Source organism: Streptomyces sp. NPDC051561 (assembly GCF_044454195.1).
Lineage (GTDB): Bacteria > Actinomycetota > Actinomycetes > Streptomycetales > Streptomycetaceae > Streptomyces.
Genome location: NZ_JBITDM010000004.1, coordinates 130,438 through 148,976, shown reverse-complemented (window position 1 = coordinate 148,976; position 18,539 = coordinate 130,438). Strand labels below are relative to the sequence as shown.

Sequence of the window (18,539 nt, the reverse complement as noted above, 5' to 3'; positions counted from 1 at the left end):
GGTGTCGACTGCTGTCCCTGTGTAGCGCCATCCGTAGCCGCATTGCCCAGTCCGCTGAGCCGCCAGCTGGTCAGGTAGAGGAGTCCTGGCTGTCCATGAGCTGTTCCACCGCCGCGAGAACGCGTCCTACTGCTCCGGGCTCGGCGGTCAGATCAGCCAGGGACACCGACGGCCACCCCTTGTAGCCCTTCTCGCGTTGCGTCACCAGCTTCGTCTTCAGATCGCCGGCGCGCGGGAGAGCCTCCGCGAAGGCCGAGGTTCCGTCGTGGCCAAGGTGGTGGGTGATCGACCCGAAGCTGAAGGCGAGTTCAGTCTTTCCACTGTCGTACAGCGACAGTGTCCAGACCGGGACCTGCCGATCTCCTACGGGGTAGTAGACGGACATGCTGGGGTACTTGGCTGTGCCGCCCTCCGGTCGGCCCTTGGTTGCCGCGTGATCCAGCAGTGCTGTCGCCGCAGCGTGCAGGTCCGGAGCCAGTCGATCTCGCATGGCCGTCTCCATGTCCGCCCGGGTGGTCCGTTGACTGCTGCGACGGCCGGAGGGAGATTTCGCCGCCGTAGCGACCTCGCCGTGGATGCGCGGCACGAGGACGCGCAGGTCACCGCCGCCTCGATACTGCGTCAGCTCAACTGCGTACACGTCGGTCTGCCGCATCTGCCGGTTGAGGAACTCTACGATCGCCCTCAGCTCCAGCGGAATGCGGTCGGCGACGAAGAGCAGTCGCATCTGCCCAGCCGCCAACCGCTCCTCGACCGTCGTCCAGAAGTCCTCCGGGGACTGATCGCCGAGGAGGTCCCCATATGCCTGGTCCAAGGACCTGCCGTCCAGCGTGCAGGTTTCCTCGAAGGTGCGCTGCAGCAGCGCGGCCGGCCAGTAACGCGCGCCGTTCGCGGCATAGTCGAGCATCTGGCCCACGACTTCCCGGCGTATGCGGGTATCACTGGCACGCTTGACCTCTACCAGCGTCGGCACACCATCGGCATCGACGAACAGGTGATCCAGCGAGAAGGTTCGGCCGGTCTCTGCACTCGTTGGCACCCCCATCTCCCGTGCCACCAGAACCAGTCGCAGTGGCTGACCATCAGTGAGCGAACCGAAGTCCAGAACGCGAGGATGCCGTGCGAGGAGTTCTTGGAACTCCGCCTCCGTCTCGAACCCGGCCGGTTCCAGAGTCTGCAGGCCCTCACCCAGGACGAACACCGGCTGATCGGTCACTTGTCCACCCACCCCTTTGAAGCTTCGAATCCGCGACGATCATCAATGATCTTTTCCGCACCAATTCATACTGGATGCCACTGACATCCCGCTCCGAGAGTGCCGGGCAGAAGCACATCCGACGTCACTGGTTTTTGTCCTCGTCCTCCTCCGAGATGAGGAAACCCCTCAGCGGGGACGGCGGCTCGGCCAGCACCTCGCCCAGGGCACGTGGGCGGTCAGCCGTGTCTTGTTCGAGTATCGCCACGTCGGGCATTCGCTTGACCAGCACGCCTTGGTCTGCGAGTACGTCGGTCTTCATGTCGCCGTGCTCGCGTAGGGCAGTAGCTATCGTGCGGTGCAGGTAATGGCGGCCGTCGCGGTGCAGGAGGTCGGCAGGGCCCTGGCAGATGGCCTCACGTTGTTCGATGGCGGCGGACTCCCGCAGGGTGCGGGAGGTGAACCACTCCACGAAAACGGCATCGCCTTCGGCGCCAGTGATGACGATTCCGTGGGCACGGGATCGCTCATCGGTGTCCGATCCGAGGAGCCCGATACTGGCCCAGAAGGTGTCGCACTTCCTCCGCCAGAGGCTTGGGTTTTAAGGGCTTGCGGCGTAAGGGGGAAGCCTCGTCGTTCATGCGCTGGGACCCTACCGATTGCCGGTGACGCAGGGGCTTGTATCCGGTCGAACTGCGTCTCAGGAGCCGTCGTCACTGGACGAGCGCGAGCCGTACGTGAGCCGGTGAGGATGGCGGAGCGTGGTTGGCTGAAATCCTTCCATCGTGAGTCTGGAGCAGCCATAGGGTCCGGTGCCCATGACGCCTGAGAAGGGCCCCTTTCACCACGTCGAGGACACCTGCGTTCCCATGGCCCGCTTGCTCGAACAGGCCGGGCTCCTCACCACCACCCCCGACGCCCCGGCTCTCGCGTCGGTCCCGCCGTCGGACGAGTCTGGCGAGGGCCTGTTCTCTGTCCCTCCGTGTCGCGTCTCGCAGCGGCAGATTGCCAGCCGCATCAATCAGTGGGGCCGCACGACGATCGACCCGACCGTGCCCCAGCTCGACTTCGCCGTCCCAGACGAGCGCTCGCTGCGCTACTCCCTCCAGGCCCTGGGCGAGGACATACGCGAATGCGGGGGCTTGAAGATCCCGTGGTTGGAAGTGGCCTTCGCACTCGGCAAAGCCCATTCCTGCATCGACAACACCCACCTCTTCGGCCGCAACCGCGACGCCGCGGCCGGGACCGACCTGAACTGGTACGTCGCGGCCTTGCACGTCGAGCGGGCCTATGGAGTCTGGTCAGACCAGATCCGCTCGCCTCTAGGCGCATAGGGCATGCTCGTCGTCTTGCTCCTCCATCAGCGCTGGTCGAGTGCCTCGATGCCGAACGCAAGGGCCTTCCGTGCCCCAGCAGCCAGGCTGTCGGGAGCGCCAATACGTGCGCAGGCATCCCATTGCTCGGGAGTGACTCGCACGCCCAGGTCGGTATCGTCGACCGGCCCGAAGGTTCCGTCGCGGCGCTTGCCGTACTCAGTGATCCGTCCCTCCCACAGGGCGGTGAGCTGCTGGAGGATACGTTCGCCCAGCTCAGCCGGCAGAGGGCACAGCTTTGCCGCGTCCACCAATGCCACGATCCTCGCGGCGTCCCGGGATGGCAGTGCCCCGAGATCACGGACTACTTCCGCGAGCTGTCTGGCCAACCCATCGAGGCCGACGGCGTATTCGGCGGCGTTCGCGTACATTGCGTCGTGCATCTTGTGGCCGAGTTCATCGCGGACGCACTCGGCCACGATCTCTTCGTGCGGCCGTTCCTTGATGGCGGCGATACGGCGGACCATCGCTGCGGTCTTGCCGTCGAGATGGATCGATAGATCCAACGAAGTTTTGTCATCACGGGGGTTGGGAGGATTGCTCTCCATCTTCCGACGCTAGCGACTCATCCCTTGAAGAGTTGACCGAACGTCGAAATTGGCCCAGCTTTGCGCTGCCTTCATCGGACCACGGCGGACGGGGTCCTGAGCGCCTTGGGTTCGGTGCCGAGAGAGCGCGTAATAGCAGTTTCGGTTGTTTCTCGCACAGATCCTGCCAGCCGGTTCCGGCCAGCGGTCGCCTTCGGCCGTCAACGGTGAGTCTTCGCTCACACAGGCAGGCCGGCGTCGGGGGCGCGTAGCGTCCGCCCATGACCGCACATCGCCACGATGGCAATGAGATCTCCACGGAGCTGGAGACGCTGTTCGGCGGCATGGGCCTGCCTGTCGCCGACACCGATGACCGAACCAAAGCGACGGGCATTCTGGTTACGTCCGCGGGCACCAGGGCCGCCTCCATCGAATGGTTCGTCTCCACGAGCGCGCGCAGTGCGGCAGCACGCGAGCAGGTCGAGGGCTTGGCTGACGGACGTGCGGGGCTCCTCCATCGCGCCGCACGCGTGTATATCCACCACGCGCTGACCGGCATTCTGCAAGAACTCGGCTACTCGGTGGCGCAGACCCCATCCGCGCTGCGTATCGAAGGACTTCCCGGCCTCTCCGCAGGGGCGGAGACCGCAGGCAGCCTTGCTGAGGCTCTGCGCGGAACGCTCGACAGTCTTGACGACGCGCGTGACCGCAAAAGGAATGGAGACGACGGCGACGGCGGGGATGACGGTTTGGCGGGCGTTCCTGCACGCGTGTAGCTCACGTGGTTTCGAGCGACCAGGCGCTTACTGCTTGCACCGGAGCGTGCGAGGAGGACTGGAACGCCTCCGCACTCCGGTGCCAGCAGGGAGACCGAGTCAAACGAGGGGGTAGGTGGGCGGGAGGAGCGGAGTTCGATGCCTCGCTTGCCAGCGGCACGGGCCGGTGGTACCAGGGTAGGAGGACCGCTCTCGGCCCGACGCGGCGGAGGCCGCGCGGCTGCGCGAGGGGAGCGAGGGGAGCGAGGGGATGGTCGGCTCTGGAGGCACTTCTGCACTGGTGGGTACTGCAGCGCGCCGGCGCCGGGCCCTCGCCCATCTGTCTCCGATCTTCGCCATGCATCTGGGCCGAACCCACAACGCCTCGAGCGTCGAATGGCCGTCATACGACTTCATCGCCCTGATCCAGTTCTGCGTCGACACCGTCGCCCTGTCGTCGGGCCTCGGGGGCAGCCTCGGCACTCCACGGACCACCGTTCTTGCCGAGATGACACACGTAGCCCACGCCATGGCGCCACATCGCTCGGCTCAGGAACACGCGTACGTCGCGCGGCACGTCCTCGACCACTTGCTGCGGCATGACGAGCCCACGCCCTACTTCGACGTCAAATACGCAGATCCCGATGCCGACTGGCAGACGAACTCTCAGCAGGTGCGAATCCTCTTCGAGACGCTGGCCGCGGATGGGAGCACGCTGCTTGTCAACGTGGACAACGCAGCAGTCGCACTGCTGCTCATCGCAACGAACCGATCGCTGGAAGACGAGCACGAGGCCGTCATCGCGGTCCTGCGGGCGCAGGTCGACAGCGGACGGCTAGACGCGGCGGTCGACTCCGCCCAGGACGCCCTGACACTGTCGCGGACCTACGCGGCCAATGTGCGGCGTCTGATCGCCGAAGCAGAGCGAGATGTCACACGAGTCGACTATTTGAACACGCTGCGGCCAGAACTCCATGCTGCAGAACGGCACTTAGACCAGCGAATCAGTGTAGATGGCACGCTGCACCGGCATCTGGAGAGCCTGCGGACGAATACGTCGGAGGAGCATGACCCTCTGGCCATACGCCAGTTATCTGCGGCGATCTCCAGCCTCGACCAAGCGATCGAGACCTTGGCCGCGCTACACACGGAAGTGATCGCGGCACCACCAAAGTGGCGCGACGCGCAGGCCGCACAAGCATTCGCTGCTGCTCGTATCGGCGAGATCAACCCGACTACTGATGTACTGCTGGCTCTCCTCCGCGACAGGAACCTGCCCCCCGGTGGCTCTCTGTCCCCGCCTGACCCGGCGATGCTCTTGGACGTGACCGCACTGGCTGATCGTCTCGTCCTGCCACCACGCCGCCGTGCTGCGGACGAGGCCGGCATCGAGACTGACGAGCCGCTGGAAGACGACGGCGTATACGAGCAATTCCCTGAGCAGTTCCACTGCGTGGCCCATGTGCTGCGGACCTGTCGCATCGCCCCAGGGATGAAGGCCCGGCTGACGGAACTCCTCGCTGACGCCGACACCCTGGTCACCCGCACCGATGCCGCGATCGTGGCCGAGCTGACCGACCTCGCTGGCGGCAACCGTGACACCGCCCGCAGGCGGCTGCGCCTGCTTCTCACACTCGACGCGCTGATGCTGTGGCGCCCCGACAACCGGCCTGATCCGCACGACGAGTGGTGGGCCACTGACGACGGCATCCGGGGCCTTCTGCCGGAACTGAACGTCCCCGATCTCCTCGTCCACCGGAAGGCCAGCACCCCATGACGGCCCGCGACGACGCCCGCGACGCGGGCCTACTACTGAGGTACGCGCTCACGCCCACGGCCTCCCCAGCCCGGCTCGACGAGTACGGCGCCCTGCTCGATCGTTACCACACCGACCCGGATTTTCGATCACTCGTCGACGAGTACCTGCGCGCGCTTGGCCTGTGGGTTCAAGGGTCGGACCGTTCCACCGGGCCCGTGCTGATCGCCGAACCCGACTCGCCGCTGGCGGTCACCGACACCAGCCCGTGGCTGCGCGTCCAGGACGAAGCTGCCGATCGGCTGATCTACGGACTTGCTCTGGCCGGCGTCGCCGCCTGGTGCTACCCAACCGCACGAGCGGTCGGGGAGCCAGGAACCCGGCGGGTCACTGCCGTGGATGTGGACCGTCTCATCCGAGAGCAGGCCCTCACAGCCGGTGCAGGCGAGGCATCCACCGGCGAGGAACTCGGTCCGGTGTGGGGCGCGTATGCGCGGCGCAAGCAGGCCGCCGAAACCGATGGTGGGCGACTCAAGCGGAACTGCACGGTGCGGATGTGTGAGGACGTCCTTGCCATGCTGGGTGAATTCAGCCTGCTCGTGACAGATACCTCCGTGTCTCCGCCCCGCCCTGACCTCAAGGTGTGGCGATCCACCGACCGGTACCGCGCGCTTGTCGCGGCGAGCGGTGGCCCACTCGTACGGCAAACGCTCGTCGCATCTCCTGCCCCCGTCGCGTTCCTCGCCAATGAGGGCTCCGGGGAGGGCGTGTGATGCGTACGAGCTGGCGCCTGGAGCGCACCTACCTGAGCGGTGCCGGCTTCCCCGAAGCGCGGCTGGAGGGACTCGACATCAACTGGTCCGACCCCTACGAAGCCACCGAGCACGCGGCGCTCTGGGCCGACAATGGCACGGGCAAGACGACCATCACCGCACTCCGTTTCGGGCTCTACCTGCCGCATGCCCGCGCGTTCATCCGAGGTGACTCGGACCGGTCGCTGGCCAAGCTGGTGCGTTCTGGCGACGTGTGCCATGTGGTCGAGCAAGCTACCCGTGTCATCGGTGGCGAACTGCAGCGCGTCGTGATGGGCATGGTCGCCCACTGGACCGACGGAGGCATCCAGGACCTGAAGAACCCCCGCAAACTGCAGCGTGAGTTCTACGGGTGGATCACCTACGACTCCGGCCCGACGATCGCCGACCTTCCGTTCCGAACCACTCTCGGTCGGCGTACTACGCATGCTCAATTCACCAAGTCTGTACGTGAGTTGTTGCCAGATGGCGGGGTGCTGCCGCCCCACCCGCCGTCGGACCATCAGGAGGACTGGCTCACGTGGCTTGGCGCAGCCGACATCGATCTGGAGCAGTCGCGGTTCCAGGCGGAGATGAACGAGTCCGAAGGCGGCGTCGACCAGGTGATGCGCTTCCCGGACTCGGACGGCTTCGTCCTCTGGCTCGTCGGTGCGACGGTTCCGCCGAGGACCGTGGGGCAGATCAGCAAGAGCATCGACGTACTGCGCGCGAACGCCAAGGCGCGACCACGGTGGGTGAACGAGCTGGCCTTGTGGGAGCGCACCATCAAGCCGCTGCAGCGCCTGGCAATCGCCCACCAGGAAGTCGTCGGCCATCGTGCGGAAGTAGCCGTGGCCCAGACGAATGCAGCCTGCGTCGTCGCCGACGCAGACGCCACGCTCAGCGGCCTAGGCGAGGACAAGACGACGGCCGCAGCTGAACACCAGGTACATGAACAGCGCCGTAAGGACGCCGCGGCGACTGCACGCAGAGCGCAAGCCCACCGGTTACGCATGCAGGTGCGCGGCGCCGAGCTTCGTGCCGAAAACGCCAAGGCCCTCGCAGGAAAGCTACATGCCGCTCGTAACCGAGCCGTGCACACCCTGGCCGCGTGGGAGCTGGTTCCCATTGTGCTTCAAGGGCGCCGGGCCACCGCCCGTCTCGCCGGGCTGACTGAACAACTTGAAGCTGTGGAGAAGGAGACTTCCGAACTCCACGCCGACGAGCAACGACATCGACACTCCTTGGCCCGCCTCCTGACTGCCCGCCGTGACACCGCCGCCGAGGAACTCAAGACCGCTGGGCGCCAGCACAACCGTGCGGTTAGTGCGGTGACGAAAGCGGAGAACAGCCTGCGAGCCGCTGTAGCGGATCAGGCCACGTCAGCCGAGCGGATTCGCCAGACCGAGACGCAGATTGATGAGGCCGAGCGGGATATCGCGGCTGCGATCGCTGTGGGACTACTCCCCGAAAGTACTTCGCCAGAGACGGAGGAGGCTGCGTGGGCGGAGAAGGCGGCCACCGCACGCAAGCGGCGGCAGGCGGCAGACAAAGAACTGAAGGAGATCGATCGCCACGCTACGGCCGCACAGGTTGCGGTCAACACGGCCCGCCGGGAAGCGGATGCCGCGCGGGCCGATGCTGACGCTGCCGAGCGCCGCCGACGCGAGATCAGCGACTGGGTCCACGCCTTGACGCACGACGACCGTCTGAGTGCCGTCATAGGGGACACAGCGATCGAAGTGTGGGATGCACGTTTGTCGTTGGCCGAGGCCCTCAAGTGTCGTGCGGAGTCCGCCGACTCTGAAGCAGTTGCGGCCCGAGCTACCGCGGGACATGCCCGCCGCACTCTCGAATCGGTGGGGAGCGACGGTCTGCTTCCGGGGGCGTCACTCATCGAGGAACTGGCCGAGCGCTGTACGAACGCCGAAGCGCCGGCGTGGCCAGGTTGGCGATGGCTGGCAGACACCATGTCCGCTGAGGCCGCGTCCTCCTTCGCGATGGCCCGCCCCGAGATCGCTTCCGGCATCGTCCTCTTACGTCCGGACTCGCTTGAGAGTGCCTTGCAGGCAGTGTGCGACGTCGAGGTCGACACCGCCATCTGGATCGGAGCCGTGCTTGATCCGGAAGCTGCCGCTGCAAACAGCGACGCCTCGGCAAGCGATGGAACGTACGCGCAGGTGCTGCTGCCCCACCCGGGGACCTTCGACCGGGAAGTGGCGGGCGCAATGGTCGCAGCCGCCACCGACGTAATGGATGAGGCCGACCGGCGCTGTCAAGAAGCGGTCAATCGGGCGACGGACGCCCGCGACGTGCTGGCCGCGCTGGCCCGCCTATGGCAAGAACTGCCAGACGATCCTCGTCCAGGTCTGGCCGCACAGGTCCGAACAGCTCAGGACCGGATAGTGCATGCGGAAGCGGCTCAACAGGTTGCAGAAGTCGCGCTCCGGGACCTTGCGCGTGCCAAGGAGCACCAGTACCGAGAGCGGGACGAGGCGCAGCACGGCATTGAGGAAGTAGCAGAGAAGCGCAGGCTCCTGACCCCGCTCATCAGAACGGCCGCGCGACTGTCCGATGCCCGTCGGCAGCTGCCAGGGCTGCAAACATCCATTGCCGAGACTGGCCGACGCATCAGCGCCCTCAAAGACCGCATGCCCCAGCTCACCGACGCGGTCACAGAAGCCGATAACCAGAAACAGGCAGCGCGACGCTGCCGGGATGACGCCGCCGAAGAACTTCGCGCTGCCAAACTCGCGGCGACCAGTGAAGGTCCTGTCCCTACCGAGGAACCCTCCACCATCGTGGCTCGACTGGTAGGCGTCCAGGAGGCTCTGCGCCATGCGGTCGCCGACCAGAGTCTCCTGGACAGCATCGAGGAGACCCGGCAGAAGTTGGCGGACCTCGGCGCAAAGCTTGATGCTGACCACAAACTTCGCCGTGTAGCCGAGAAGCTGGCGGATACGGACGACGCCCGTCATTCTGTGGCCCTCAACGCGGCCACGGAGCGGGCCAAACAACACGAGGCCCGAGCACGGGAAGACCACGCGAAAGCTCAGCAGGCCGCCGAGACCGCCCGCGACGAGCACCAGCGGTGGATTGCTGATCGCTCCGACCGTACGTCTCCCGATATCGAAGGAGTTCCCCCGGCTAGTGAGGTCAGCTCGTCCGATGCCACCGAGCGGTTCGCCGGGCAGCTTGATCAAGTGACAGGCGAGGCTCTGGATGCCCAGCGCTCCGAGGAGCAGCTAGCCAATTTCGCGAAAGATGCGGTCAGCGCAGCAGACCAGGCCATGGTCCTTGTGACCGCGATGGTGAGCAATCTGCGCTACTTGGCCGACCCCACCCTGACCGGGCGGCGTTCCGACGACATCACGGCACTGACCGCGCACATCAGCGACGCTACGGATCAAGTTCGCACCTGCCAGGAGGCGCTGGCGGACAGCGAAGCAACCCAGCGTCAGTCCCTCGGACAGGTGCGCGCCTGCGCCCACGGGAGCCTGGCCCGCACTGTCGAGGAGACGGCAGGCCCGCACGTTGTCGAACTAGTCTCCCGACTGCGCGCCGACGAACGTCTCCCGTCAGAGGCGGACCACCTCTCCGGACAGCTGGAACAGTGCGTTGTGTCGCTGCACGACGATCTCGACCGCCACGAACAGAACGTCCTCAACAGCGCCCGCATCCTGCACCTGCAAGCAGCCAAGGTGCTCACGAGACTACGTGCGTACCAGCAGCAGTCCCGGCTGCCCGAAGGACTGGGCGAATGGTCCCAACGTCACTTCGTCCTCATCGAACACGAGAAGGTGCCGACCGACGAGTCCATCGCTGTCGACCGGATCGTGCGGGTCATCCACGCCCTGCTCAGGCCGGGCGCCAGCACGTCCAGTCCGGAAGCGCTGCTATTCGCCGCGGTACGCGCACTCGTCGACGCACCGTTCCGGGTCAAGCTCCTCAAGCCACACACCGACCTTCGGCTCGATCGGGTCGACGTCTCCGAGCTGAAGAACTTCTCCGGAGGACAGCGCGTCACCGCAGCCGTTCTGCTGTACGCGGCGATGACCAAGGTCCGCTCGATGGGCGATGTGTCCTCGATCGGCTGGCTCTGGCTGGACAACCCCTTTGGCCAAGCCTCCGCTGATCAGTTCATCCGCACCATGCGGCGAGCCGCCGACAAGATGGAGCTGCAGCTGTTGTTCACCGCAGCGCCGAAGGACAAGGGGGCACTGTCGATGTTCGACCGCATCATCACCCTGGGCCGGCGGCTGCGTCCGTCCTCCCGCGAGGGGGTCATGGTGATCGACGATGGAGAACGCGACATTGTCGACCTTGATGTCCTTCAGCGGGATGTCATGAGGGTGCTCGGAGAATGAGCACCGCAGACGAGATCGATTTCAGTGCCCTCCTCGTTCTTCTTGACCCTGACCAGCGCGGCGGTCGTCGGCACGCCGACGACGTAGCCACCGCGGTCCAGTCCTTGACCAAGCACGCCGACACAGTCGCCCTCCCGGATCTCGTGCACGACGTCATTCGCCGAGGTGAGCGCAAGGGTGTGTGGTCCGCCGCCAGTACCGTCACGGTCCGGCGAGGGCGGGCCACTCTACCCAAGACGGTGACGCTCGCGACGCCCGTACGCTTCACGGACAAGCTTCTCCCCATCACCAGCCCCCTGCGCCGCGAGCTCACCTGGGCAACCGGCCTGCGGCTCTCGGCTTACCAGAGGCGCCTGCTGCTCGCGGTGAACGAGTGGCTTCGCCGTACCGACGGCGGCAAGGTCCCTGTAGCCGCCGCCACCGAACGTGCATACCAACTCGTCGGTGACGAGAAGGCGTTCGATCACACACCACCGCGCGGTGGGGCCACACTGTGGGGGGAGGGTCGCATTACCTTCGAACTCTTACGATGTAAACGCCTGCCAACGCCGCTCGTCTGGGAGCCGACCGCCGCCATCCTGAGCAAACCGAGCCCCATCGTCTGCGTCGAGAACCACGCCACCTTCCGGACCCTCCTCCAACTGCTCCGGTCCGACGTCACCCCGCTGTGGGCCGCGGTCGCCTGGGTACAGGGCCGCAACACCGCGCCCCTGGAATCTCTCACCACCCTGCCGTTCCAGGTCACCCACCTCGACTACCTCGGTGACTTGGACACCGCTGGGCTTGAGATTGCAGCAGCGGCCTGCACGGTCTCAGAGGGCGTCGGCGTGCAGGCAGGGGCGGCAATACGCCTGTGGGAGCTGCTGCTCGACCAGCCCTCCCGCGCTGGCCGTCGGGTACGGCCAGCCGATGCCCGCAAGCTCACTGCCTGGCTCCCGCCCAGCGTTCGCGCCCGAGCTCGAGACGTACTTTTGGCCGACCGCATGATTCCCCAGGAGGCGCTACGACTCGATGTGCTCAGTCGATGCGCCCGCCGTGTTGGTCCCCGGTAGAGAACTCCGACGCGAGGAAGCGCACACCGAGCAGGGTCTCCATGTTGCGCTCGATCATCCTCTGCAGGTCCCGCTCCACCAGCACCTGCTGACTGCGGAGTTCGCGAGCGCACTCGCCCTCGACAGAGAACAACTTCAGGTCGGCCACAGCCCCCTCGAGACAGCCCGGCATGTCGTGCAGGCCGAGAAGTCTAGGCACGGGATCACCAGTCGGCAGCCTGTTTCCCAGGTCATGCTGCACGCACGACCCCGCCTGCCCTCGACCGCAGGACGAAGGGGATCATCGGTTCAGTCGCGGCTCATTAACCGAAAGAACAGAGGACCCGCCTCCAGGGAGACGGGTCCTCTGACGTTCGGAGACGTATCAGACGGCGTCAGCCGGGATTGTCCCCAGCCGTCCCGCCTGGAAGTCGTCGAATGCCTGGGTCAGTTCGGCGTGGCTGTTCATCACGAACGGGCCGTAGTGGGCCATCGGCTCACGGATCGGCAGTCCGCCCAGGAGGACCACGTCGAAGCTGGAGCTGCGGGAGTCCTGCGTCTCGGCGGCGCGGATGGTCACCGAGTCGCCATCGCCGAAGACGACCGACTGGCCCATGCCGAAGGGACGCTTCTCCGCGCCGGCGAAGCCCTGTCCCGCGAGTCCGTAGGCGAGGGCGTTGAAGTCCGAGCGCCAGGGGAGTGTGATCTCGGCGCCCGGGTTCACCGAGGCGTGGATCATCGTGATGGGCGTGTGCGTGACGCCGGGGCCCTCGTGGCCGTCGAGCTCGCCCGCGATGACTCGCAGGAGCGCGCCGCCGTCAGCGGACGTCAGCAGCTTGACGCTGCCGCCGCGGATGTCCTGGTAGCGGGGGTCGGTCATCTTCGCCTTGGCGGGGAGGTTCACCCAGAGCTGCAGGCCGTGGAAGAGGCCGCCGGACATGACCAGCTCCTCCGGCGGGGTCTCGATGTGCAGAAGGCCGGAGCCGGCGGTCATCCACTGGGTGTCGCCGTTGGTGATGGTTCCGCCGCCGCCGTGGGAGTCACGGTGGATGAAGGTGCCGTCGATGATGTAGGTGACCGTCTCGAAGCCGCGGTGCGGGTGCCAAGGGGTCCCCTTCGGCTCGCCGGCTTCGTAGTCCACCTCTCCCATCTGATCCATCATGATGAAGGGGTCGAGGTACTCGTAATTGAGGCCGGCGAAGGCGCGGCGGACCGGGAAGCCTTCCCCTTCGAAGCCGCTGGGGGCGGTGGCCACGTGCAGGACGCGGCGCGACTGGGCGTCAGCGGGGGCGGCGACGCGGGGCAGGACGAGCGGGTTCTCTACCGTCACAGCAGGCATGACGACTCCTTCGGCGAGGTCAGGGCGGGGTGGTTACGCGGTTCAGCGGGTTTCAGCGGAACAGCTGAGATCAGTACGCGTGCGGGGTAGCGGGAGTACCCCCTCAACCGAGAGAATCCTTGGGCTCTCCGGCCTCGTACTCCACCTCGCCCATCTGGTCCATCATGATGAACGGGTCGAGGTGCTGGTAGTTGATGCCCGCGAAGGCACGGCGTACCGGGAAGCCCTCGCCCTCGAAGCCGGTCGGCGCCGTGGTGACGGCCAGCACGGGACGCGCGGTCGCGTCCGTGGGCGCGGCGACCTTGGGGAGGGTCAACGGGTTCTCGACGGTGATTGCGGGCATTTCGGTCCACCTCCAGGCGGGATGTTCAACATTCAACTTAGTTGAACCCTGAACGTCCTGCAAGGCGAGTTCCATTCCCGCGCCGTCAGCGGGCCGCGGCAGGCCTCAGCCGTACGCCCGGCGGAAGCGGCGCATCCGGCCTCAGCCGTACATCCGGCGCATCGCGAAGTCGACCATCTGCTCGACCGCCTTCGCGTCGAACACCATCCGGTGCTGGCCCTCCATGTCGAGCACGAAGCCGTACCCGGTCGGCAGGAGGTCGATCACCTCGGCGCCCGTGATCACGAAGTACTTGGACTCCTTGCCCGCGTACTTCCGCAGCTCCTTGAGCGTGGTGAACATGGGGATCACCGGGTGCTGGGTGTTGTGCAGCGCCAGGAAGCCGGGGCCGTCCCCGCGCGGGCAGTAGACCTTCGACGAGGCGAAGATCTGCTGGAAGTCCTCGGCGGACAGCGTCCCGGTGGTGAAGGCGCGCACCCCGTCGGCCAGCGACGGCGGCGACGGCTCGGGGTACAGCGGCTGCTCCGCGTACGCCTGCTGCTGGGGCGGCGGCTGCGGCGGGGCGTAACCCTGCTGGGCCCCACCGGGCGGGGCGTAACCCTGCTGGGCGCCCGGATTCTGCTCGTAGCCATACATGCGGGAAAGAGTAGTAGCCCACATCTGGGCGCATGGGGTTGCGGCTTATTACCGACGGGTAGCATGCTGGTAGCTACTTGCTGGTATTTGTACGAGGATCCTGCCTCCCCGAGTTATACGGAGCCGTCGCCATGGGGCACTACAAGTCGAATCTCCGGGACATCGAGTTCAACCTCTTCGAGGTGCTCGGTCGCGACAAGCTGTACGGCACCGGCCCGTTCGCGGAGATGGACGTCGAGACCGCAAAGTCGATCCTGGACGAGGTCAAGCGCCTCGCGGAGGACGACCTCGCCGCCTCCTTCGAGGACGCCGACCGCAACCCGCCGGTCTTCGACCCGGCCACCAACACCGCGCCCGTCCCGGCGTCCTTCAAGAAGAGCTACCAGGCCTTCATGGACTCCGAGTACTGGCGCCTGGGCCTGCCGGAGGAGATCGGCGGCACGACCTCCCCGCGCTCGCTGATCTGGGCGTACGCGGAGCTGCTGCTCGGCGCCAACCCGGCCGTCTGGATGTACTCCTCGGGCCCGGCGTTCGCCGGCATCCTGCACGAGGAGGGCAACGACGCGCAGAAGAAGGTCGCGCAGATCGCCGTCGAGAAGCAGTGGGGCTCGACGATGGTGCTGACCGAGCCGGACGCCGGTTCGGACGTCGGCGCCGGCCGCACCAAGGCGATCCAGCAGGAGGACGGCTCCTGGCACATCGAGGGCGTGAAGCGCTTCATCACGTCCGGTGAGCACGACATGTCGGAGAACATCCTTCACTACGTCCTCGCGCGCCCCGAGGGTGCCGGTCCCGGCACCAAGGGCCTCTCCCTCTTCCTCGTACCGAAGTACAACTTCGACTGGGAGACCGGCGAGCTGGGCGAGCGCAACGGCGCCTACGCGACCAACGTCGAGCACAAGATGGGCCTCAAGGCGTCCAACACCTGCGAGATGACCTTCGGCGACCAGCACCCCGCCAAGGGCTGGCTGATCGGCGACAAGCACGACGGCATCCGCCAGATGTTCATGATCATCGAGTTCGCCCGGATGATGGTCGGCACGAAGGCCATCGCGACGCTGTCGACCGGTTACCTGAACGCCCTTGAGTACGCCAAGGAGCGCGTCCAGGGCACCGACCTGGCCAACTTCATGGACAAGGCCGCGCCCAAGGTCACCATCACGCACCACCCGGACGTCCGCCGCGCGCTCATGGAGCAGAAGGCGTACTCCGAGGGCATGCGCGCGCTGGTGCTGCACACGGCCTGCGTGCAGGACGAGATCGCGGTCAAGGAGGCGGCCGGTGAGGACGCCAAGGCGGAGATCGCGCTCAACGACCTGCTGCTCCCGATCGTGAAGGGCTACGGCTCCGAGAAGTCGTACGAGCAGCTCGCGCAGTCGCTGCAGACCTTCGGTGGCTCCGGGTACCTCCAGGAGTACCCGATCGAGCAGTACATCCGGGACGCCAAGATCGACACCCTCTACGAGGGCACCACGGCCATCCAGGGTCAGGACTTCTTCTTCCGGAAGATCGTCCGCAACCAGGGCGCGGCGCTCAACCAGCTCGCCGAGGAGATCAAGAAGTTCCTCGCGGTGGGCACGGGCGGCGAGGAGCTGGCCGGTGCGCGCGAGCAGCTCGCCAAGGCGGCCGTGGACCTGGAGGCCATCGTCGGCGCCATGCTGACGGACCTCGCGGGCACCGAGAAGGACGTCAAGTCCATCTACAAGGTGGGTCTGAACACGACCCGTCTGCTGATGGCCTCGGGCGACGTCGTGGTCGGCTACCTGCTGCTGCGCGGTGCCGCCGTGGCCGCCGAGAAGCTGGCGACCGCCTCCGCGAAGGACGTCCCCTTCTACACCGGCAAGATCGCGGCGGCGAAGTACTTCGCCGCGAACGTGCTGCCGGGCGTGAGCATCGAGCGGGCCAAGGCCGAGGTTGTGGACAACTCGCTGATGGAGCTGGACGAGGCCGCGTTCTAGCAGCTGCCTGCTGGTCGGTTACGGGCTTTCTGCCGGCTTCCCGCTGCCTTCCGCAGTCTTCCGCGGGCCGGGTCGATCCTCCTCACCGGGGGATCGACCCGGCCCGTTGTCAGTGGGGCTTTCAGTGAGGCTGTCAGTGGGGCGTGCGACGCTGGGGCGTATGGCTGGACAGAACTCTTCGCAGGGCGGACAGGCCGGGCAGGGCGGCGACCGGGGCAAGAAGGGGTACTCCGTCCCCACCGGGCTGCCGTACGCACTCCAGGAGCTGCGCAGCAGGCTCGGCTCGGCCAGCGACCTGGTGAAGGAGATGTACGACGGCGCCCACCCCGCCGAGTACGAACCCGTCGCCGACTCGCTGTACGGGGCGTACCGCACCGCATCCGACCTCGCCCCGGCGCGCAACGTCACCGGCTGCACGGACCATCCCGATGGGGCGGTCGACCCGGCCGCGCCCGACGGCTGGGGCCGCTGCCTCCTGTGCAACCACCGCCGCCGCCTCACCGAGCGCAGCGCACCCAGCCCCGCCGACGACCTCCCCCGCCTGCCGGACGGCTCCGCCCCGCGCGCCACCCTGGCCGCCCTGAAGTCCCAGTTCGACCTCGTCAACGAGCGTTCCTTCGACCTGGGCACCTCCTCCAAGCCGGAGGAGTTCGCCACCCTCGCCCAGGCCCTCCACCACGCCTTCCTCCTGGCCAGGGAACTCTCCCGCCCCCGCAACGCCTCGGGCTGCGCGCAGCACCCCGGAGCCCCGGTCGACCCCGACGCCCCACCCGGCGAGGAATGCATCTTCTGCGCAGGCCGCAGACGTCAGGCCCAACGCGCCCAGGGCACCCCCCAGATGCTGCCCCGAGTGGCAAGAGGCGACCGGAGAATGCCCCTCCGCCGCCGCTTCGAACGCCCGCTCTAGGGACCCGGCCCGCACCGCCGAGCGGTCTCCGCCGCCCGGCCGGGCTGACGGAGCGGGCTGACGGGGCGGGCTGACGGGGCGGGCGGACCCCGCTCCGCCGCCCTCCGTCACGTCACCCCTAGTTACCCTGAAAGGCATGAGCACCGCTGCCCGATTCGATCGTGGCCACACCGACGACCTGATGTCCTTCCTCGCGGCCGGGCCCTCGCCCTACCACGCCGTTGCCGCCGCCGCCGAGCGGCTGGAGAAGGTCGGCTTCCGGCAGGTGGCCGAGACCGATGCCTGGGATGCGTCGACGGGTGGCAAGTACGTGCTGCGCGGGGGCGCGATCGTCGCCTGGTACGTACCGGAGGGCGCCGAGGCGCACACCCCCTTCCGGATCATCGGCGGGCACACCGACTCCCCGAACCTGCGGGTGAAGCCGCTGCCCGACACCGGCAACGAGGGCTGGCGCCAGGTCGCCGTAGAGGTCTACGGCGGGACCCTGCTCAACACCTGGCTCGACCGCGACCTCGGCCTGGCCGGCCGGCTGACGCTGCGCGACGGCTCGCACCGCCTCGTGAACATCGACCGCCCGCTGCTGCGCGTGCCCCAGCTCGCCATCCACCTCGACCGTGGCGCCAACGACGGCCTCAAGCTCGACAAGCAGCGCCACATGCAGCCCATCTGGGGCCTGGGCGAGGTGCACGAGGGCGACCTGATCGCGTACGTCGCCCAGGAGGCCGGCCTCGACCCCGAGGACGTACTCGGCTGGGACCTGATGCCGCACGCCGTCGAGCCGCCCGCCTACCTGGGGCGCGACCAGGAGCTGGTCGCGGGCCCGCGGATGGACAACCTGCTGTCCGTGCACGCCTGCGTGGCCGCCCTCGCCGCCGTGGCGTCCGCCGACGCCGCCGGTGACATCGACCTGCCGTACATCCCGGTGCTCGCCGCCTTCGACCACGAGGAGAACGGTTCGCAGTCCGACACCGGCGCGGACGGCCCGCTGCTCGGCAACGTGCTGGAACGTTCGGTCCACGCCCGCGGCGGCACCGTCGAGGACAGGAGCCGCGCCTTCGCCGGCGCGATCTGTCTCTCCTCCGACACCGGCCACGCCGTGCACCCCAACTACGCGGAGCGCCACGACCCCACGCACCACCCCCGCGCCAACGGCGGCCCCATCCTCAAGGTCAACGTGAACCAGCGGTACGCCACCGACGGCAACGGCCGCGCGGTGTTCGCCGCCGCCTGCGAGAAAGCCGGGGTCCCGTGGCAGACCTTCGTGTCCAACAACGCGATGCCCTGCGGCACGACGATCGGCCCGATCACGGCCGCCCGGCACGGCATCCACACCGTCGACATCGGCGTCGCGATCCTCTCCATGCACAGCGCGCGTGAGCTGTGCGGCGCCCAGGACCCGTATCTGCTGGCGAACGCGCTGACGGCGTTCCTGGAGGGCTGAGCTCCACTGCCGGAGGACGCTGCCGGAGTGCTGAACTCCGGCTGCGCGCATGGCTGTTCCGGCCCCGGGTACGCGCCCCGTACACACAAAGGGCCGGAACGGTCACAAGCGATCATCTTC

The 18,539-nt window shown here is 67.2% G+C and carries 16 protein-coding genes; 9 read left to right on the top strand and 7 right to left on the bottom strand.

The annotated features are described in order from the left end of the window. Positions 1 to 70 precede the first annotated feature (70 nt). Positions 71 to 1,216, bottom strand: coding sequence for a hypothetical protein (locus tag ACIA73_RS11560; RefSeq protein ID WP_399438203.1), 1,146 nt, complete (start codon positions 1,214 to 1,216; stop codon positions 71 to 73). A gap of 124 nt (positions 1,217 to 1,340) precedes the next feature. After that, complete coding sequence (locus ACIA73_RS11555) at positions 1,341 to 1,667, bottom strand: hypothetical protein (RefSeq protein WP_399438202.1); 327 nt, start codon at positions 1,665 to 1,667, stop codon at positions 1,341 to 1,343. Between the two features lie 346 nt (positions 1,668 to 2,013). Here ACIA73_RS11555 and ACIA73_RS11550 point away from each other — a divergent pair, with 346 nt between their 5' ends. Then, positions 2,014 to 2,529 (top strand): hypothetical protein, encoded by a 516-nt coding sequence (locus ACIA73_RS11550; protein WP_399438201.1) that lies wholly within the window; start codon positions 2,014 to 2,016, stop codon positions 2,527 to 2,529. 26 nt (positions 2,530 to 2,555) lie between these two features. Here the strand turns inward: ACIA73_RS11550 and ACIA73_RS11545 are convergent, their stop codons facing one another. Next, on the bottom strand, positions 2,556 to 3,116 hold the full coding sequence (locus tag ACIA73_RS11545) for a hypothetical protein (RefSeq protein WP_399438200.1): 561 nt from the start codon (positions 3,114 to 3,116) through the stop codon (positions 2,556 to 2,558). A 260-nt stretch (positions 3,117 to 3,376) separates the two neighbouring features. Here ACIA73_RS11545 and ACIA73_RS11540 point away from each other — a divergent pair, with 260 nt between their 5' ends. The 5 genes from ACIA73_RS11540 to ACIA73_RS11520 all read left to right on the top strand — a co-directional run bounded on the left by ACIA73_RS11540 (position 3,377) and on the right by ACIA73_RS11520 (position 11,816). After that, complete coding sequence (locus tag ACIA73_RS11540) at positions 3,377 to 3,871, top strand: hypothetical protein (RefSeq protein ID WP_399438199.1); 495 nt, start codon at positions 3,377 to 3,379, stop codon at positions 3,869 to 3,871. A 280-nt stretch (positions 3,872 to 4,151) separates the two neighbouring features. Next, positions 4,152 to 5,627: a hypothetical protein gene (locus ACIA73_RS11535; RefSeq protein ID WP_399438198.1), complete on the top strand. Its 1,476-nt coding sequence runs from the start codon at positions 4,152 to 4,154 to the stop codon at positions 5,625 to 5,627. Continuing rightward, a complete protein-coding gene (locus tag ACIA73_RS11530; protein ID WP_399438197.1) occupies positions 5,624 to 6,379 on the top strand; it encodes a hypothetical protein in 756 nt (251 codons plus the stop codon). Before ACIA73_RS11535 ends, ACIA73_RS11530 begins: the two co-directional genes overlap by 4 nt. Further along, positions 6,379 to 10,764 (top strand): hypothetical protein, encoded by a 4,386-nt coding sequence (locus ACIA73_RS11525; RefSeq protein ID WP_399438196.1) that lies wholly within the window; start codon positions 6,379 to 6,381, stop codon positions 10,762 to 10,764. Before ACIA73_RS11530 ends, ACIA73_RS11525 begins: the two co-directional genes overlap by 1 nt. Next, complete coding sequence (locus ACIA73_RS11520; RefSeq protein ID WP_399438195.1) at positions 10,761 to 11,816, top strand: hypothetical protein; 1,056 nt, start codon at positions 10,761 to 10,763, stop codon at positions 11,814 to 11,816. Before ACIA73_RS11525 ends, ACIA73_RS11520 begins: the two co-directional genes overlap by 4 nt. On the opposite strand, the gene ACIA73_RS11515 is transcribed toward ACIA73_RS11520, so the two are convergent. From ACIA73_RS11515 to ACIA73_RS11500, 4 genes are all read right to left on the bottom strand, one after another. Next, positions 11,782 to 12,015, bottom strand: coding sequence for a hypothetical protein (locus ACIA73_RS11515; protein WP_399438194.1), 234 nt, complete (start codon positions 12,013 to 12,015; stop codon positions 11,782 to 11,784). The genes ACIA73_RS11520 and ACIA73_RS11515 overlap by 35 nt on opposite strands. Before the next feature lie 165 nt (positions 12,016 to 12,180). Beyond that, positions 12,181 to 13,134, bottom strand: a complete 954-nt coding sequence (locus ACIA73_RS11510; protein WP_399438193.1) for a pirin family protein — start codon at positions 13,132 to 13,134, stop codon at positions 12,181 to 12,183. Positions 13,135 to 13,237: 103 nt separating this feature from the next. Beyond that, on the bottom strand, positions 13,238 to 13,477 hold the full coding sequence (locus ACIA73_RS11505) for a hypothetical protein (RefSeq protein ID WP_399438192.1): 240 nt from the start codon (positions 13,475 to 13,477) through the stop codon (positions 13,238 to 13,240). A 141-nt stretch (positions 13,478 to 13,618) separates the two neighbouring features. Then, positions 13,619 to 14,113, bottom strand: coding sequence for an SseB family protein (locus ACIA73_RS11500; protein ID WP_399438191.1), 495 nt, complete (start codon positions 14,111 to 14,113; stop codon positions 13,619 to 13,621). Positions 14,114 to 14,244: 131 nt separating this feature from the next. Between ACIA73_RS11500 and ACIA73_RS11495 the strand changes: the two genes are divergently transcribed. From ACIA73_RS11495 to ACIA73_RS11485, 3 genes are all read left to right on the top strand, one after another. After that, the gene (locus ACIA73_RS11495; RefSeq protein ID WP_399438190.1) at positions 14,245 to 16,071 is read left to right on the top strand and encodes an acyl-CoA dehydrogenase; all 1,827 of its coding nucleotides are present in this window, start codon (positions 14,245 to 14,247) and stop codon (positions 16,069 to 16,071) included. A 160-nt stretch (positions 16,072 to 16,231) separates the two neighbouring features. Then, on the top strand, positions 16,232 to 16,978 hold the full coding sequence (locus tag ACIA73_RS11490) for a hypothetical protein (RefSeq protein WP_399438189.1): 747 nt from the start codon (positions 16,232 to 16,234) through the stop codon (positions 16,976 to 16,978). Positions 16,979 to 17,114: 136 nt separating this feature from the next. Further along, the gene (locus tag ACIA73_RS11485; RefSeq protein ID WP_399438188.1) at positions 17,115 to 18,419 is read left to right on the top strand and encodes a M18 family aminopeptidase; all 1,305 of its coding nucleotides are present in this window, start codon (positions 17,115 to 17,117) and stop codon (positions 18,417 to 18,419) included. The last annotated feature ends 120 nt before the right edge of the window (positions 18,420 to 18,539 follow it).

Coding starts and splice junctions, on each gene's coding strand:
- ACIA73_RS11490 (WP_399438189.1), top strand. CDS start 16,232: ATGGCTGGACAGAACTCTTCGCAGGGCGGACAGGCCGGGCAGGGCGGC.
- ACIA73_RS11540 (WP_399438199.1), top strand. CDS start 3,377: ATGACCGCACATCGCCACGATGGCAATGAGATCTCCACGGAGCTGGAG.
- ACIA73_RS11485 (WP_399438188.1), top strand. CDS start 17,115: ATGAGCACCGCTGCCCGATTCGATCGTGGCCACACCGACGACCTGATG.
- ACIA73_RS11495 (WP_399438190.1), top strand. CDS start 14,245: ATGGGGCACTACAAGTCGAATCTCCGGGACATCGAGTTCAACCTCTTC.
- ACIA73_RS11525 (WP_399438196.1), top strand. CDS start 6,379: ATGCGTACGAGCTGGCGCCTGGAGCGCACCTACCTGAGCGGTGCCGGC.
- ACIA73_RS11500 (WP_399438191.1), bottom strand. CDS start 14,113: ATGTATGGCTACGAGCAGAATCCGGGCGCCCAGCAGGGTTACGCCCCG.
- ACIA73_RS11545 (WP_399438200.1), bottom strand. CDS start 3,116: ATGGAGAGCAATCCTCCCAACCCCCGTGATGACAAAACTTCGTTGGAT.
- ACIA73_RS11550 (WP_399438201.1), top strand. CDS start 2,014: ATGACGCCTGAGAAGGGCCCCTTTCACCACGTCGAGGACACCTGCGTT.
- ACIA73_RS11530 (WP_399438197.1), top strand. CDS start 5,624: ATGACGGCCCGCGACGACGCCCGCGACGCGGGCCTACTACTGAGGTAC.
- ACIA73_RS11510 (WP_399438193.1), bottom strand. CDS start 13,134: ATGCCTGCTGTGACGGTAGAGAACCCGCTCGTCCTGCCCCGCGTCGCC.
- ACIA73_RS11505 (WP_399438192.1), bottom strand. CDS start 13,477: ATGCCCGCAATCACCGTCGAGAACCCGTTGACCCTCCCCAAGGTCGCC.
- ACIA73_RS11520 (WP_399438195.1), top strand. CDS start 10,761: ATGAGCACCGCAGACGAGATCGATTTCAGTGCCCTCCTCGTTCTTCTT.